Origin of the sequence: Synechococcus sp. CS-1329 (genome assembly GCF_025128055.1) — a bacterium.
Classification (GTDB): Bacteria; Cyanobacteriota; Cyanobacteriia; order PCC-6307; family Cyanobiaceae; genus Regnicoccus_A.
The window spans coordinates 60,416-74,133 of the sequence record NZ_JAHLYS010000032.1 but is presented as its reverse complement, the minus strand read 5'-3'; the positions used below and the strand labels follow the sequence as shown (position 1 = coordinate 74,133).

The window sequence follows — 13,718 nt, the reverse complement described above, 5'->3', positions numbered from 1 at the left end:
ATGGTCCTCGGGAAGCGGCCATGCCGGAGCAGGACAGGGCCAGCGTGGCCAGCGTGGCCAGCGAGGCTGCCATCGAGGCGGGACGGCCACCCACGTCGGTGCGCCCCGGCCTGTGGGTGTTCGCTCCCAACCGCGACAGCCTCGGGGGCACCTCCTGGCTGCTGGCGCCTCCGGACCGGGAGCCGCTGCTGATCGACCTGCCGGCCTACACCGCCGCCAATCTGACGGCTCTGCGGGCTGCCGCTGCCCCTGGCGGCACGATTCTGCTCACCAGCCGCGAGGGCCATGGGCGTTGCCGCCGCTGGCAGCAGGCGCTGGGCTGGCCGGTGCGGCTGCAGGAGCAGGAGGCCTATCTGCTGCCCGGAGTGGCGGGCCTGGCCCCCTTCGCTGAGGCCCTTGATCTGGGCGGAGGGGTGCGGGCGCTCTGGACGCCCGGGACCACGCCGGGGGCCTGTGTGGTCCATGCGGCCGGGGATCTCGACGTGCTCTTCTGTGGTCGCCTGCTGGTGCCGACCGCCCCAGGCCAGGCCCGTCCGCTGCGCACCGCCCGCACCTTTCACTGGGGCCGGCAACAGCAGAGCCTTGCCGCGCTGGGCCGCTGGCTGCCGCCGGCCTCCCCCCGCTGGATCGCCAGCGGCGCCGGCCTGGGGGCCCTGCAGGGCGACAAGCTGATCGCCGGCGGCCGCGCCCTGCTGGATCGCCTCTTGGAAGAGTGAGCGGGACCGTGGGCAGGTGGATCAGTGTCGTTCAGCGTTGATTCGGCGCCAAACCATTGGTCAGACGGGCTTTTTGGTTGCTCAGACCGCCCTTCCCCCATACGATTGGCGCGCTCTACCGTTCCGGCGCCGGCGAGACGGTGTTCTTCCGATCTGCCAGGCTTCCGCACTCTCCTGAAGGTTTTCGCCTCCGATGAACAAAGCTGATCTCGTCAACCTCGTTGCGGTTCGCACCGAGTTGACCAAGACCGAAGTGTCCAAGGTCGTCGATGCCGCGATCGAGACGATCGTCGACTCCGTTGTCGAAGGCAAGAAAGTGTCGATCCTGGGCTTCGGCTCCTTTGAGGCCCGCGAGCGCTCCGCCCGCCAGGGTCTCAACCCCAAGACCGGCGAAAAGATCAAGATCCCAGCCAAGCGCGTGCCTGCGTTCACCGCCGGCAAGCAGTTCAAGGACAAGGTCCAGAGCTGAGCCCTGGGGTTTGCTCTCCCGTCCAGGCTCGACGGTCTGATTGAGGCGGCTGATCGCCGCCGCCTGCAGGGACCCACCGGGCGATTTGCCCCATCACCGAGTGGCCCGTTGCATCTGGGCAACCTGCGCACGGCCCTGCTGGCCTGGCTGCAGGCGCGGCTCAGTGGAGGTCGCTTCCTCTTGCGCCACGACGACCTCGATCGACCGCGCCTGCGGGCGGGGGCGATCGAAGCCATTGAGGCCGACCTGGCCTGGCTGGGCCTCAGCTGGGATGGACCACCCGTTCTCCAGAGCGAGCGCACCGGTCTGTACGCCACGGTGCTCTCGGCGTTGCGCCGCGGCGGGGCTCTCTATCCCTGCCGCTGCAGCCGTCGGATGCTGGCGGATCTCTCCGCCCCCCACGGCGGCTGGCCGCTCTATCCGGGCACCTGCCGGACTCGGGCCGTGGGCTGGGGTCCCCTGGACGGCAGGCTGCCCAGCTGGCGGCTGAGGCTGGAGCCCGGGACCCTGCACTGGCGCGAGGAGATCGCTGCGAAGGGCTGCCTGGAGGCGGCCACCGAGGTGGGCGATGTGGTGCTGCGCCGCGCCGATGGCTTGCTGGCTTACCACCTCAGCTCAGCGGTGGATGATCTGCTGCTGGCGGTGACCACGGTGGTGCGCGGCGCTGACCTCTGGCGTTCCACGGCGCCGCAGGTGGCCGTGAGCGCATGCCTGGGGCGACCATTCCCCACCACCTGGCACGTGCCCCTCTGGCTGGATGGGGCCGGCGAGCGCCTGGCCAAGCGGCAGGGGGATCAGGGGCTGGAGCCCCTGAGGAAGGCCGGCCTTGATGCGGCGGCCGTGATCGGGCGAATGGCGGCCAGCCTGGACCTGGTGCCCTCCGGCAGCCGCCTGAGTGCGGCGGAACTGCTGCAGGACCTGGATTTGCTCCGCCTGCAGGCTCAGCTGCAACGCGCAACCTGAGGGCTCAGGAGAACTGGAAACTGAAAATACTTAAGAAAGGTTTCGGGTTCAGCGACCTGGTTTGAGCCCAGAATGACTCATTGCGTCTCGGAGCTTTTGCTCGTGTCCACATCGAGGCCGGAACGTCTGACCAGCCCTGACTACCTGGCCCGCGATGGAACGGCTTCACGGGTGGTGCTGTCGTTTCCTGGCGCCCTTGAAACCGATCGTGAGTTCGGTACCACGAAGTCGTTTTCACAGGTTGTCACTCATCCAGCCCATTCAGCGCCTTTGGTGAGGGGCTCCGCACAGAAGGCCACCATGCGCTGCAGCCACTGTGGTGGCAGCGGAGTGCTGCGCCTGGGCGGCTGCAGCTTCCGCACCTGCCTTGACTGCCTCGGGCAGGGCAGCCTGGTGGATCCCAGGGCTGACCAGCGCGACATCAGCGCTGCTTGAGTTTGTTCTGACGCCAGATGAAGAAGACCGTCGTGGCCACCACCACCCCCAGGGGCACGGCGGTGAGCAGCAGCACGATCACGGCGGTCCAGTCGGTGTACATGACTGCTCAGGGGAACAGACCCCATCATTCCAGCCCTCAGGGGCCCCAGGACCTCAGCAGATGCGGGGCAGTAACTCACCACGGCCCAGTTCCAGCGGGCGGCACACCCCCAGGGAGGTTTCCAGCCGCACCGCCTCGCCGCCGATGCGGCCGATGATCGCGGCACTGGGCTGCTCGCGGCTCAGCAGGCGCAGGGCCTCCTGAGCCTGAGCCGCCGGCAGCATCAGCACGAAGCGCCCCTCGCTGGCCATGGTGAGCGGGTCGAGGCCCAGCAGCTCGCAGGCTGCGGCCACGGCGCCATGGATCGGCACCAGTGGCTCCTGCACCAGGGCCCCCAGGCCGGCATCGCGGCAGAGCTCATGCAGGGCCGCCGCCAGGCCGCCGCGGGTGAGATCGCGCAGGGCATGGAGCTCCAGTCCGGCCGCCAGCAGTGCCTGGATGCTGGCGTGGAGCGGGGCCAGGTCGCTCTCCAGGCTGCTGCTGAAGCCCAGTTCCTCCCGGGCCGCCAGGATGGCCACGCCGTGGCGGCCCAGGTCGCCGCTCACCAGGATGGCGTCGCCAGGGCGGATGGACGTCGGCCCGATCGCCACTCCCGCTGGGATCCGGCCCACGCCGGCGCTGGTCATGAACAGGCCATCGGCCTTGCCCCGCTCCACCACCTTGGTGTCGCCGGTGACGATCGAGACGCCGCAGCGCCGGGCGGCGGCGGCGGCCGAGCGCAGCACCCGCCTGAGGGTGTCCAGGGGCAGTCCCTCCTCCAGGATCAGGCCGAGGCTGAGGGCCAGGGGCATGGCCCCCACCATCGCCAGGTCGTTGACGGTGCCGATCACTGCCATCGAGCCGATGTCGCCGCCGGGAAACTCCAGCGGCCGCACCACATGGCCGTCGGTGCTGAAGGCCAGCTCGCCGGCCTCGGCTGGCAGGGTGGCGGCATCGAGCAGCACACCGCCCGCGCTGCCAAGGGCCGGCAGGATCAGCTGCTCCAGCAGCCGCTGGCTGAGCAGGCCGCCGCCGCCGTGGCCCAGCAGCACGACTCCGCCGTCGTCGGGGCTGATCGGACAGGGGAACTCCAGCGGTGTAGCCATGGCTCAGGCCCGCTGGCGGTAGCGCCAGTAGGCGGCGCAGGCCCCCTCCGCCGACACCATCGGCGCCCCCAGGGGCCGCTCGGGGCTGCAGCCACGGCCAAAGCGGGGACAGGCATCCGGGCGGGCCAGGCCCTGCAGCACCTGGCCGCTGATGCAGCCTTGGTCGCCGTTGCTGTTGCCGTTAGGGGCCGGGCGGGCGGCGGCCGGGAAGCGGCGCTCCGCGTCGAGGGCGTCGTAGGGGGGGCGCAGGCTGAGGCCGCTGGCTGGCAGGACTCCCAGGCCGCGCCAGTGTCGGTCGCTGCGGCAGAACACCCGTTCGATCAGGGCCCGGGCCGCGGCATTGCCCTCGCCGGCTCTGGCCTGTGGGTAGGCGTCCTCCACCCGGCCCTCGCCCCGCTCCAGCTGACGCACGGCCCGCAGCATCCCCTCCAGCAGATCGACGGGCTCAAAGCCAGTGATCACGATCGGCAGTCGCTGGCGCGCCGCGATGGGGTCGTACTCCTCTCGGCCCATCACCGCGCAGACATGGCCCGCCGCCAGAAAGCCCTGAACCCGGCAGCCGGGGGCGGCCAGGATCGCCTCGATCGCCGGCGGCACGCGCACGTGGGCCACCAGCAGGCTGAGGTTGCCGGTGCCGCTGCTCCAGGCCTGATGAGCCAGCAGGGCCGTGGCCGGGGCCGTGGTCTCGAAGCCCACCGCGAAGAACACCACCTGCCGCTCGGGATGGGCCCTGGCCAGGGTCAGGGCGTCGAGGGGGGCGGTCACCAGGCGCACATCGGCCCCGGCGGCGCGGGCCTGGAGCAGGTGCTCGGATCCGCTGCCAGGCACCCGCAGCATGTCGCCGTAGGTGCAGAGGATCAGCTCCGGCCTGGCCGCCAGCTCCAGGGCGCGATCGATCGTTTCCGCCGCCGTGACGCAGACCGGACAGCCGGGCCCATGGATCAGCTCCAGCTGCGGCGGGAGCAGCTGATCGAGGCCATGGCGCAGGATCGCGTGGGTCTGGCCGCCGCAGACCTCCATCAGCGTCCAGCGGTGGCTGATCTCGGCGTGCAGGGCATCGAGGCGGCGCTGCACCGCCTCGCGCCGGCGGCTGGATGGGGTCGCGTTCATGGGTCCCAGTCCATCCCCAGGGGGTCCACGGCGATGGCACGCAGGTACTGGGCCCGCTCGTAGCTGGCGGGGTCGGGGCAGCGGCGCTGGTTCATGCAGCCCACCAGCGCACGGGCACTGCTGTGACCATGCTCCTCCAGCCAGTGGCTCAGCTCGGCGCGCAGCGTCCGCAGGTGCTGGGGCCCGTGGCGCAGCAGCGCCGAGACCACCAGGGTGGCGCTGGCTCCCACCATCAGCATCCGCACCACATCGGCGCCGCAGCTGATGCCGCCGCTGGCGGCGAACTGGAGGGGAACCCGGCCCTGCAGCAGGGCGATCCAGCGCAGGGGCAGCCGCTGATCCGCCGCTGAGCTCAGCAGCAGGTTGGAGCAGGGCTCGAGGGTCTCGATGTCGATGTCGGGCTGGTAGAAGCGGTTGAAGAGCACCAAGGCGTGGGCGCCGGCGCCCTGCAGCGCCTTGGCCAGGTGAGTGAGATTGGTGTAATAGGGGCTGAGCTTCACGGCCACTGGCAGGTCCGTGGCGGCGCAGACGCTGCGCACGATCTCCACCTGGGCCGCCTCCAGGGCGTCGGCCCCCAGACGGCTGTCGGTGGGCACCGCATAGAGATTGAGCTCGATGGCCGCCGCACCGGCCTGCGCCACGGCCCGGGCGATCCCTTCCCAGTGGCCTTCCTCGCAGCCGTTGAGGCTGGCGATGATCGGAATGTTCACCCGCTGGCTGGCGGTCTCGATCTCGTGGAGATAGCCCTCGATGCCGAGGTGGCGGGGCTCGAGGCTGGGCAGGTAGCTGAGGGCTTCGGCGTAGCTCTCGCTGCCCAGATGACGGTGGTGGTGCCAGTCGTGCCAGTCGCGTTCGATCTGCTCCAGGAAGAGGGAGTGGAGCACCACCGCGGCGGCGCCGGCCTCCGCCAGGCGGGGGATCCGGTCTGGATCAGCGCTGAGGGGGGCGGCGGCCCCCACCACCAGAGGTGAATCCAGGGAGAGGCCGAGGTAGTCGCTGCTGAGGTCGGGTCCGCTCATGGCTGGGCCATCCGCTGATAGCGCTCCCAGCGCTGCCGGGCGTCCTGCTGGGCCTGCTGGGTGAGGGCCCGAGCCTGCTGTGGATGGCTGGAGGCCAGCACCCGGAAGCGGTTCTCGCTGGCCATGGCCTCCGCCATCGGCAGTGAGGGGGCGTGCGAATCCAGCACCAGCGGTGGCTCACCCCGTTCGCTCCGGCGCGGGTCGTGGCGGTAGAGCAACCAGCGACCGGAGTCCACCGCCCGCTGCTGCTGCGTCATGCCCTGGGCCATGTCGATGCCGTGGGCGATGCAGTGGGAGTAGGCCAGGATCAAGGAGGGCCCTGGGAAGGATTCCGCCTCCAGGAACGCCCTGAGGGTGTGCTCGTCGCGGGCACCCATGGCCACGCTGGCCACATAGACCTGGCCATAGGACATCGCCATCAGCCCCAGATCCTTCTTGGCGCTGGCCTTGCCGCCGCTGGCAAATTTGGCCACGGCTCCCATGGGGGTGGCCTTCGACATCTGGCCGCCGGTGTTGGAGTACACCTCGGTGTCGAGCACCAGGATGTTGACGTCGGCGCCGCTGGCCAGCACGTGGTCGATGCCGGAGGAGCCGATGTCGTAGGCCCAGCCGTCGCCGCCGATCAGCCAGACGCTGCGCTTCACCAGATCGTCGGCGAGGCAGAGCAGGGTGCGGGCGGCCTCGGCGTCAGGGCCCATGGCGCGGGCTGAGCGGTCCACTTCGAGGCGCCGCTGCAGCAGCGCGCGCAGCTCCAGCACCCGCTGCCGCTGTTCGTGGATGCCCGCCTCGTCCGTCTGATCCGCGCCGATCAGGGCCTCGACGAGGGGCGCTGGCAGCCAGGCAGCGGCTGGGGCGGCGAGCTGCCGCAGCTGGTGCTCGGCGATGGTGCGGCGCTGGTCGAAGGCGAGGCGGAAGCCGAGGCCGAACTCGGCGTTGTCCTCGAACAGGGAGTTGCTCCAGGCGGGGCCGCGGCCCTCGCCGTTGGCGCTCCAGGGGGTGGTGGGCAGGTTGCCGCCGTAGATCGAGGAGCAGCCGGTGGCGTTGGCCACCACCATGCGGTCGCCGAACAGCTGGCTGGCGAGCTTGATGTAGGGGGTTTCACCGCAGCCGGCGCAGGCTCCGGAGAACTCGAACAGGGGCTCCTGGAGCTGCTGCTGGCGGATGTGACGCCGGTCGATGTCGCGCCGGTCGGGGCTGGGCAGTGCCAGGGCGTAGTCCCAGTGGCTGCGCAGCTTCTGGCGCAGGGGGCGCTGGGGGGCCATGTTGATCGCCTTGCGCCGGGGCTCGATGCGGTCGCGGGCGGGGCAGATCTCCACGCAGAGGCCGCAGCCAGTGCAGTCTTCGCCGGCCACCTGGAGGGTGAAGCTGAGGCCGCTCCAGTGGGGGTCGCGGGCGGCTGTGCTGGCGAAGTCCTCGGGCGCATCCGTCAGGGCCGACGGCTCCACCACCTTGGCCCGGATTGCGGCATGGGGGCAGACCATCACGCACTTGCCGCACTGCACGCAGAGGTCGGCCTCCCACACCGGGACTGATTCGGCGATGTTGCGCTTCTCCCAGCGGGCGGTGCCGCACGGGAAGGTGCCATCGGCGGGCAGGGCGCTGACGGGCAGGCGATCCCCCTGGCGTGCCAGCTGCGGCCCGATCAGGTCCCGCACCCAGGCCGGCGCAGAGGCCAGGGGGTCCGCTGGCACCGGCCGCTCGGCCCCTGCCGTGCCGGCGCCCACAGCACCGATCGGCACCGGCCCCAGGCGGCTGAGGGCCCTGTCGATGGCGGCCAGGTTGCTGCGCACCACCCGCTCGCCCTTGCCGCCGTAGCTGTGGCGAATTGCGCCGCGGATCGCCTCAAGGGCCTGATCCAGGGGCATCACGCCGGCGGCGGCGAAGAACCCCACCTGCATCACGGTGTTGATTCGTCCGCCCAGGCCGAGCTCCCGGGCAATCGCCGAGGCCTCGATCGCCAGCACCTTGAGATCGAGCTCCACGATCCGCTTCTGCACCGCCAGCGGCAGCCGCGGCCACAGCTGCTCCGCCGGCCAGGGGCTGTTCAGCAGCAGGGTGGCTCCAGGCAGGGCCTCGGCCAACAGATCAAAGCGCTCGAGAAAGTCCCAGTGGTGGCAGGCCACCAGCCGGGCCTGGCGCACCAGATGGGTGGAGCGGATCGGCTCCGGCCCGAAGCGCAGGTGGGAGACCGTGACTGCCCCCGACTTCTTGGAGTCGTAGACGAAGTAGCCCTGGGCGTGCAGGGCGGTGCCCGTGCCGATGATCTTGATGGTGTTCTTGCAGGCCCCCACCGTGCCGTCCGAGCCGAGGCCGTAGAGGATCGCGGCGTAGGCCGAGCCGGGGTCGGGGGCTGGGTCGTGCCCGCTCTCCAGCGGCAGGGAGCGGTGGGTCACATCGTCGTTGATGCCGACCGTGAAGGGGTTGGGGGTGTCGGGCCGCTCCAGGGCCGCGAACACCGCCCGCACCATGGCCGGGGTGAACTCCTTGGAGGCCAGGCCGTAGCGACCGCCCAGCAGCCGCGGCAGCAGGGTGGGCGCGGTGTGGCCATCGCTGCCCACCCGTGAGCCCCAGCCTTCGCGCAGGGCGTTGGAGACATCGAGGTAGAGGGGTTCGCCGCCGCTGCCCGGCTCCTTGCAGCGATCGAGCACCGCGATCGCCCGGGTGGTGAGAGGCAGGGCTCGCAGCAGGCGCTCGGCCGCGAAGGGCCGATAGAGCCGCACCTTCAGCACCCCCACCCGGGCGCCGCCGCCGAGGAGGGCATCGACGGTTTCATGGGCCGTTTCGCAGCCCGAACCCATCAGCACCAGCACCCGCTCGGCCTGTGGGTGCCCGTGGTACTCGTAAGGCTGATAGGCACGGCCGCTCAGGGTGGCGAAGGCGTCCATCGCCTCCTGCACCAGGCCGGGCGCCGCGTCGTGGAAGGGGTTGGCGGCCTCGCGGGCCTGGAAGGCCACATCCGGGTTCTGGCTGCTGCCGCGGATCACCGGGTGATCGGGGCTGAGCCCACGCTCCCGGTGGGCGGCGATCAGCTCTGCGGGGATCAGCGCACGCAGCAGGTCATCGTCGATCAGCTCCACGGTCTGCAGTTCGTGGGAGGTGCGGAAGCCATCGAAGAAGTGCACCACGGGCAGGCGGCTGGCCAGGCTGGCCAGGCTGGCGATGGCGGCGAAATCACCGGTCTCCTGCACCGAAGAGGAACAGAGCAGGACGCAGCCCGTGCCGCGCACGGCCATCACGTCGCTGTGGTCCCCGAAGATCGAGAGGGCCTGGCCGGCGAGGGCGCGGGAGGCCACGTGCACCACCGTGGCGGTGAGTTCGCCGGCGATCTTGTAGAGGTTGGGGAGCATCAGCAGCAACCCCTGGGAGGCGGTGAAGGTGGTGGTGAGCGCCCCGGCCTGCAGGGCGCCGTGCAGCACGCCAGCCGCCCCACCCTCGCTCTGCATCTCCACCACCCGGGGCACCGTTCCCCAGAGGTTGGGGCGGCCCTCGGCGGCCCAGGCATCGGCCCATTCCCCCATCGGCGAGGCCGGCGTGATCGGGTAGATCGCCATCACCTCGTTGAGCCGGTAGGCGACCCGCGCCACCGCCTCGTTGCCATCAAGCGTTGCCCGGGTCATGCGCTCCTCTCCGTCATGGCTGGAACCTCCTCAGGGTTGGACAATGCTCAGGGCAAAGCCCACGTGCACCAGCAGCCGATCGCCGATCACTGCTTCGGGCACGCAGGCCAGGCTCACCTCCCGGCGCACGCCGGAGAACTCCACCAGGCCCATGCGCCAGAGGGCTGGATCCTCCTCGGGGCGATCCGCCGGGCGGCGATCCTCGATCCCGATCAGTTCTCCAGCCATGGCCAGACACATTGGAGCCCACCTCACGCCAGCAGGGCCCTGCCGGGCCTGCTTCGGTTCTAGCCAGAGGCGCCGAGGCTGACCGCCATCAGCTGGCCGAGGGCGAGGCCGCCATCGTTGCAGGGAATCCGCCGGGGCCAGAGCGGCTCGATGCCGGCGCGACGCAGTCCTTCCACCGTCAGGCTGAGCAACAGGCGGTTCTGGAAGCAGCCGCCGCCCAGCAACAGCCGCTCCAGCTCCAGCCGCTCGGCGAGGGCCACCAGCGCCTCGGCGAGGGCGTGGTGGAAGCCCAGGGCGATGGGCCCTGCGGCCACCCCCCGGCGCAGATCGTCGAGCAAGTGCATCAGCAGGGGCTGCCAGTCGAGCAGCCAGGGCTCGCCTCCTTCCAGCCCTCCGTCCAGCAGGGGCAGGACATAGGGCCTGGGGGCCGTGGAGCGCTCGGCGGCCTGGCTGGCGGCGGCCTCGAGGGCCAGGGCCGCCTGGCCTTCGAAGCTGCAGCGCTGCTGCAGGCCCAGCAGGGAGGCCACGGCATCGAACAGGCGACCGATGCTGGAGCACCACGGACTCTGCAGGCCTCGCTCCAGCAGGCGCGTGAGCACCAGTCGCTGCTCGGCCGTGAAGGCCTCCAGCGGCGCCAGTCCCGCTGCCTGATCCAGGCCCGCCGCTCCCCCGGCGGCGAAGAGCAGACCCAGGGCCGCCCGCCGCGGCTCGCGCATCGCCCGCTCCGCCCCCGGCAGGGGAAAGGGCCGCAGCCGCGCCACCACGCTGAAGCCGGCCTGCTCCAGGCGCAGCACTTCGCCGCCCCAGACCGTGCCGTCGCTGCCCTGGCCGGCCCCGTCCCAGGCGGCCCCCACCTGGGGTGGTGTCAGCCCGTGCTCCGCCAGGCAGGCCAGCAGGTGGGCGTGGTGGTGCTGCACCCCCAGCGGCGCGGCGTGACCGCCGGCCGCAGCCAGCTCCAGGCCGATCTGCTGGGAGCGGTAGCCGGGGTGCAGATCCACGGCGTAGCTGGCGGGATCCAGCCGGTGGCGCCCGAGGGCGGCCTCCAGGCTGCGGCGGTAGTGGCGCTCGCCCGCCTCGGTGCTGAGATCACCGAGATGGGGGCCGAGCAGGGCCCGCCGGCCCCAGCCGATGGCCAGGGACCCCTTGAGCTGGCCGCCCATGGCCACCGCCGTGGCGGGGGCCGGCAGCTCCACGGCGCTGGGGGCGTAGCCACGGGCGTGGCGCAGCAGCATCGGCTCGCCGCAGACCACCTGGGCGATGGAGTCATCCACGGGGTTGAGGATCGCTCTGTCGTGCAGTAGGAGGCCATCGGCCAGGTCCGCCAGTTCGCGCAGGGCGGTGCTGTCGTCGTGGCAGAGCGGGTTCCCGCTGCGGTTGCCGCTGGTGGCCACGAGGGGTTCACCCACTAGCTCCAGCAGCAGCAGGTGCAGGGGACTGCTGGGCAGCATCACCCCTAGCCAGGGGTTGGCCGGGGCCACGGCGCTGCACACTCCCCCCTGCCCTCGGCGGCGCAGCAGCAGGATCGGTGCGGCGGCTGATCCCAGCAGCTGGGCTTCCGCCGGACTCAGCTGGCAGTGGTGCCGCACCCAGGCCAGGCCCGGGACCATCAGCGCCAGGGGCTTCTCGGGGCGGTCCTTGCGCCGCCGCAGCTCCGTCACCGCCGCCTTTGAGCGGGCCCGCGCCAGCAGCTGGAAGCCACCGACGCCCTTGAGGGCAAGGATCTGATCCGCCATCAGCGCCGCCGCCGCCGCCCGCAGGCAGGGGCTGAGTCGCCTTGGGTCTGGCTCACGGGGATCGCTGAGGGTCTCGAGGCCGCCCCTGGCCCACCAGCGCAGCCGCGGTCCGCAGCGGGGGCAGGCGATGGTCTGGCCGTGGCAGCGGCGATTGGCTGGATCGTCGTAGTCGCCCTGGCAGGCGGAGCAGAGCGGGAAGGCCGCCAGACTGGTGTTCTGCCGCTCGAAGGGCAGCGCCCCCAGCAGGCTGTAGCGCGGGCCGCAGTTCACGCAGCTGATGAAGGGGTAGCCACAGCGGCGGTCGCTGGGGTCGCGCAGCTCGGCGCGGCAGGCGGCACAGGGGGCCAGATCCGGTTGGATCAGCGCCCAGCGCACCGGGACTGGATCACCCTTGCCAGCCGGCTCCGGCGCCGGAGCCGGCTGAATGGTGAAGCCCGCCGCCCCTTGCTCTAGGGCCAGCTCCTGGCGGCTGATCCGGTCGATGCGGCCCTGGGGGGGCAGCTGCTGTTGCAGCCGTTGCAGCAGGGTGCCGAGGGCCTCAGCGGGGCCCTGCAGCTCCAGCCGCACCCCGGCGCCGGTGTTGCAGACCTGGCCGGAGAGGTCCAGCTCCCGTGCCAGCCGTGCCACCAGGGGCCGGAAGCCCACCCCCTGCACCAGCCCCTCGATCTCCAGCCGCTGGCGGCGGATCACACCGGCGTCCGCTGGCGCTGGTGGCTCAGCCAGTGCAGCAATGGCTCCATCCCCTCGCCGCTGCGGGCCGAGAGTTCAAAAATCCTCGCCTGGGGCGCCACCCCGGCAATGGCCGCCAGGGCCTGGGGGCGATCGAAGCCCACGGCTTCAGCCAGGTCAATTTTGTTGATCACCACCCCATCGGCCGACTGGAACAGGGCCGGGTACTTGAGCGGCTTGTCCTCGCCTTCGGTGACCGAGAGCAGCACCAGGCGGAGGCGTTCGCCCAGGTCGAAGGCAGTGGGGCAGACCAGATTGCCGACGTTCTCGATCAGCAGCAGCTGCATGGCCGTGGTGTCGAGCTGATCGAAGGCTCGATCCACCAGCGAGGCCTCCAGATGGCAGAGGTCACCGGTCTGGATCTGAATGGCGCGGGCGCCGGCGGAGCGCAGGCGGCGGGCGTCGTTGTCGGTGGCCAGATCACCCACGATCACCCCCACCGGGCCATGGACCCACTGGCGGGCGAGGCGCTCCAGAAGGGCGGTCTTGCCGGCGCCGGGCCCCGAGAGCACGTTCACCACCAGCAGCCCGGCGGCGGCGAAGCGCTCCCGGTTGCGCCCGGCATGGCCGTCGTTGCGCTCCAGCAGGTTGTGGTGCAGCTGGAGGGTGCGGCTGGGCTGACCGCAGGAGCAGTGGGAGCACATGGCGCTGCCGGTGGCGTTGCCTCCAGTCTGGAGACGCAGGACGCCCTTGGATGGGGGTGCATTGTGACTCCGTCGTTGCTCCCACGGCCATGGCCCGGCCCTATCAACCTTCACTGCTGCGCGGCCTGCACGGCATCACGGCCCTGCTGGTGCTGGCCTGCTGGGGCAGTGGTCTGGTGGTGTACAGCCGCTATGACGGCCGCTGGGGGCGGCTGCCGTTCGAGCTGGGCGGTGACTGGATTGATCTGCACGGCAGCCTCGGCGTGGCGCTGTGGCCCCTGGCGCTGCTGTTTGGCCTCTACAGCCTCAGCCTTGGTGTGCGTCGATTGCGCCAGCCAGCCAACGCCGCTGCCCTGCTGGCGCTGGGGCTGGCCGTCGGCACAGGCAAGTTGATGCAGGAAGACTGGCTGCGGCAGGGCCAGCTCCAGCATCTGGCCTATGGCCTGCACCTGCTGGCCTGGCTGGTGATCGGCGCCGCGGTGCTCGCTCACCTGGCGGCGGTGCTGGCCAGGGGTGGCCGTCCCCTGGCCCGCTCGATGTTCAGCCTGCGCCAGCGGTCTGGCGATCAGCCGCGCGACTGGCCGGGCCAGATTCGACGCCATTTCCGCAGCAGCAGCTGATCCCCAGCCCGTTGTTGTTCATCCGCAGTGATGCGAGGTCGAACTCACTGATTGAGTACGTCTTTTTTGTGCTGGTGACCGCGCCAATTCATCTCAGTTCGTATCGCTCTATCGAATCTTGAACTGTTGCGGCCACTGAGCACGAATCTATGCTTTCATGGTAGTAAGCTCCGCTGAAGCCGCCTGATGGGGTAGTCAGGTTCGCGTCAGCGGAGCGGTAGGCACAGCGCCGATCCATCGCTTGGTT

12 protein-coding genes are annotated in these 13,718 nt (G+C 70.9%); 5 read left to right on the top strand and 7 right to left on the bottom strand.

What is annotated here, in order from left to right:
• The first annotated feature begins 20 nt into the window (after positions 1-20).
• The 4 genes from KQ304_RS06615 (at position 21) to KQ304_RS06600 (ending at position 2,583) form a co-directional block, all read left to right on the top strand.
• Positions 21-716 carry an MBL fold metallo-hydrolase gene (locus KQ304_RS06615; protein ID WP_259736319.1) on the top strand — a complete coding sequence of 232 codons (696 nt, stop codon included), beginning with the start codon at positions 21-23 and terminating at the stop codon, positions 714-716.
• A gap of 193 nt (positions 717-909) precedes the next feature.
• Positions 910-1,185, top strand: a complete 276-nt coding sequence (locus KQ304_RS06610; RefSeq protein WP_006170026.1) for an HU family DNA-binding protein — start codon at positions 910-912, stop codon at positions 1,183-1,185.
• 3 nt (positions 1,186-1,188) lie between these two features.
• Positions 1,189-2,148 carry a tRNA glutamyl-Q(34) synthetase GluQRS gene (gene gluQRS, locus KQ304_RS06605; RefSeq protein WP_399228655.1) on the top strand — a complete coding sequence of 320 codons (960 nt, stop codon included), beginning with the start codon at positions 1,189-1,191 and terminating at the stop codon, positions 2,146-2,148.
• Between the two features lie 273 nt (positions 2,149-2,421).
• Positions 2,422-2,583 carry a hypothetical protein gene (locus tag KQ304_RS06600; RefSeq protein WP_259736317.1) on the top strand — a complete coding sequence of 54 codons (162 nt, stop codon included), beginning with the start codon at positions 2,422-2,424 and terminating at the stop codon, positions 2,581-2,583.
• Between the two features lie 156 nt (positions 2,584-2,739).
• On the opposite strand, the gene hypE is transcribed toward KQ304_RS06600, so the two are convergent.
• The 7 genes from hypE to hypB are packed head-to-tail and all read right to left on the bottom strand — an operon-like array spanning position 2,740 to position 12,851.
• On the bottom strand, positions 2,740-3,771 hold the full coding sequence (hypE, locus tag KQ304_RS06595) for a hydrogenase expression/formation protein HypE (RefSeq protein ID WP_259736316.1): 1,032 nt from the start codon (positions 3,769-3,771) through the stop codon (positions 2,740-2,742).
• Between the two features lie 3 nt (positions 3,772-3,774).
• On the bottom strand, positions 3,775-4,881 hold the full coding sequence (hypD, locus tag KQ304_RS06590; protein WP_259736315.1) for a hydrogenase formation protein HypD: 1,107 nt from the start codon (positions 4,879-4,881) through the stop codon (positions 3,775-3,777).
• On the bottom strand, positions 4,878-5,900 hold the full coding sequence (locus tag KQ304_RS06585; protein ID WP_259736314.1) for a dihydroorotate dehydrogenase-like protein: 1,023 nt from the start codon (positions 5,898-5,900) through the stop codon (positions 4,878-4,880). The genes hypD and KQ304_RS06585 overlap by 4 nt, the downstream gene beginning before the upstream one ends.
• Positions 5,897-9,517, bottom strand: a complete 3,621-nt coding sequence (nifJ, locus tag KQ304_RS06580) for a pyruvate:ferredoxin (flavodoxin) oxidoreductase (protein WP_259736313.1) — start codon at positions 9,515-9,517, stop codon at positions 5,897-5,899. Before nifJ ends, KQ304_RS06585 begins: the two co-directional genes overlap by 4 nt.
• 30 nt (positions 9,518-9,547) lie before the next feature.
• Positions 9,548-9,745, bottom strand: coding sequence for a HypC/HybG/HupF family hydrogenase formation chaperone (locus tag KQ304_RS06575; RefSeq protein ID WP_259736312.1), 198 nt, complete (start codon positions 9,743-9,745; stop codon positions 9,548-9,550).
• Between the two features lie 59 nt (positions 9,746-9,804).
• Positions 9,805-12,168: a carbamoyltransferase HypF gene (gene hypF, locus KQ304_RS06570; RefSeq protein WP_259736311.1), complete on the bottom strand. Its 2,364-nt coding sequence runs from the start codon at positions 12,166-12,168 to the stop codon at positions 9,805-9,807.
• Entirely contained in the window at positions 12,165-12,851 is a 687-nt protein-coding gene (gene hypB, locus KQ304_RS06565; protein ID WP_259736310.1) for a hydrogenase nickel incorporation protein HypB, read from the bottom strand. The genes hypF and hypB overlap by 4 nt, the downstream gene beginning before the upstream one ends.
• Before the next feature lie 89 nt (positions 12,852-12,940).
• Here hypB and KQ304_RS06560 point away from each other — a divergent pair, with 89 nt between their 5' ends.
• Positions 12,941-13,471 (top strand): cytochrome b/b6 domain-containing protein, encoded by a 531-nt coding sequence (locus KQ304_RS06560; RefSeq protein WP_259736309.1) that lies wholly within the window; start codon positions 12,941-12,943, stop codon positions 13,469-13,471.
• The last annotated feature ends 247 nt before the right edge of the window (positions 13,472-13,718 follow it).

Bases quoted from the DNA above. Each gene is read 5' to 3' on its own strand.
- KQ304_RS06585 (WP_259736314.1), bottom strand. From the start codon at position 5,900: ATGAGCGGACCCGACCTCAGCAGCGACTACCTCGGCCTCTCCCTGGAT.
- KQ304_RS06610 (WP_006170026.1), top strand. From the start codon at position 910: ATGAACAAAGCTGATCTCGTCAACCTCGTTGCGGTTCGCACCGAGTTG.
- KQ304_RS06615 (WP_259736319.1), top strand. From the start codon at position 21: ATGCCGGAGCAGGACAGGGCCAGCGTGGCCAGCGTGGCCAGCGAGGCT.
- KQ304_RS06575 (WP_259736312.1), bottom strand. From the start codon at position 9,745: ATGGCTGGAGAACTGATCGGGATCGAGGATCGCCGCCCGGCGGATCGC.
- KQ304_RS06560 (WP_259736309.1), top strand. From the start codon at position 12,941: ATGGCCCGGCCCTATCAACCTTCACTGCTGCGCGGCCTGCACGGCATC.
- hypB (WP_259736310.1), bottom strand. From the start codon at position 12,851: ATGTGCTCCCACTGCTCCTGCGGTCAGCCCAGCCGCACCCTCCAGCTG.
- hypD (WP_259736315.1), bottom strand. From the start codon at position 4,881: ATGAACGCGACCCCATCCAGCCGCCGGCGCGAGGCGGTGCAGCGCCGC.
- nifJ (WP_259736313.1), bottom strand. From the start codon at position 9,517: ATGACCCGGGCAACGCTTGATGGCAACGAGGCGGTGGCGCGGGTCGCC.
- hypE (WP_259736316.1), bottom strand. From the start codon at position 3,771: ATGGCTACACCGCTGGAGTTCCCCTGTCCGATCAGCCCCGACGACGGC.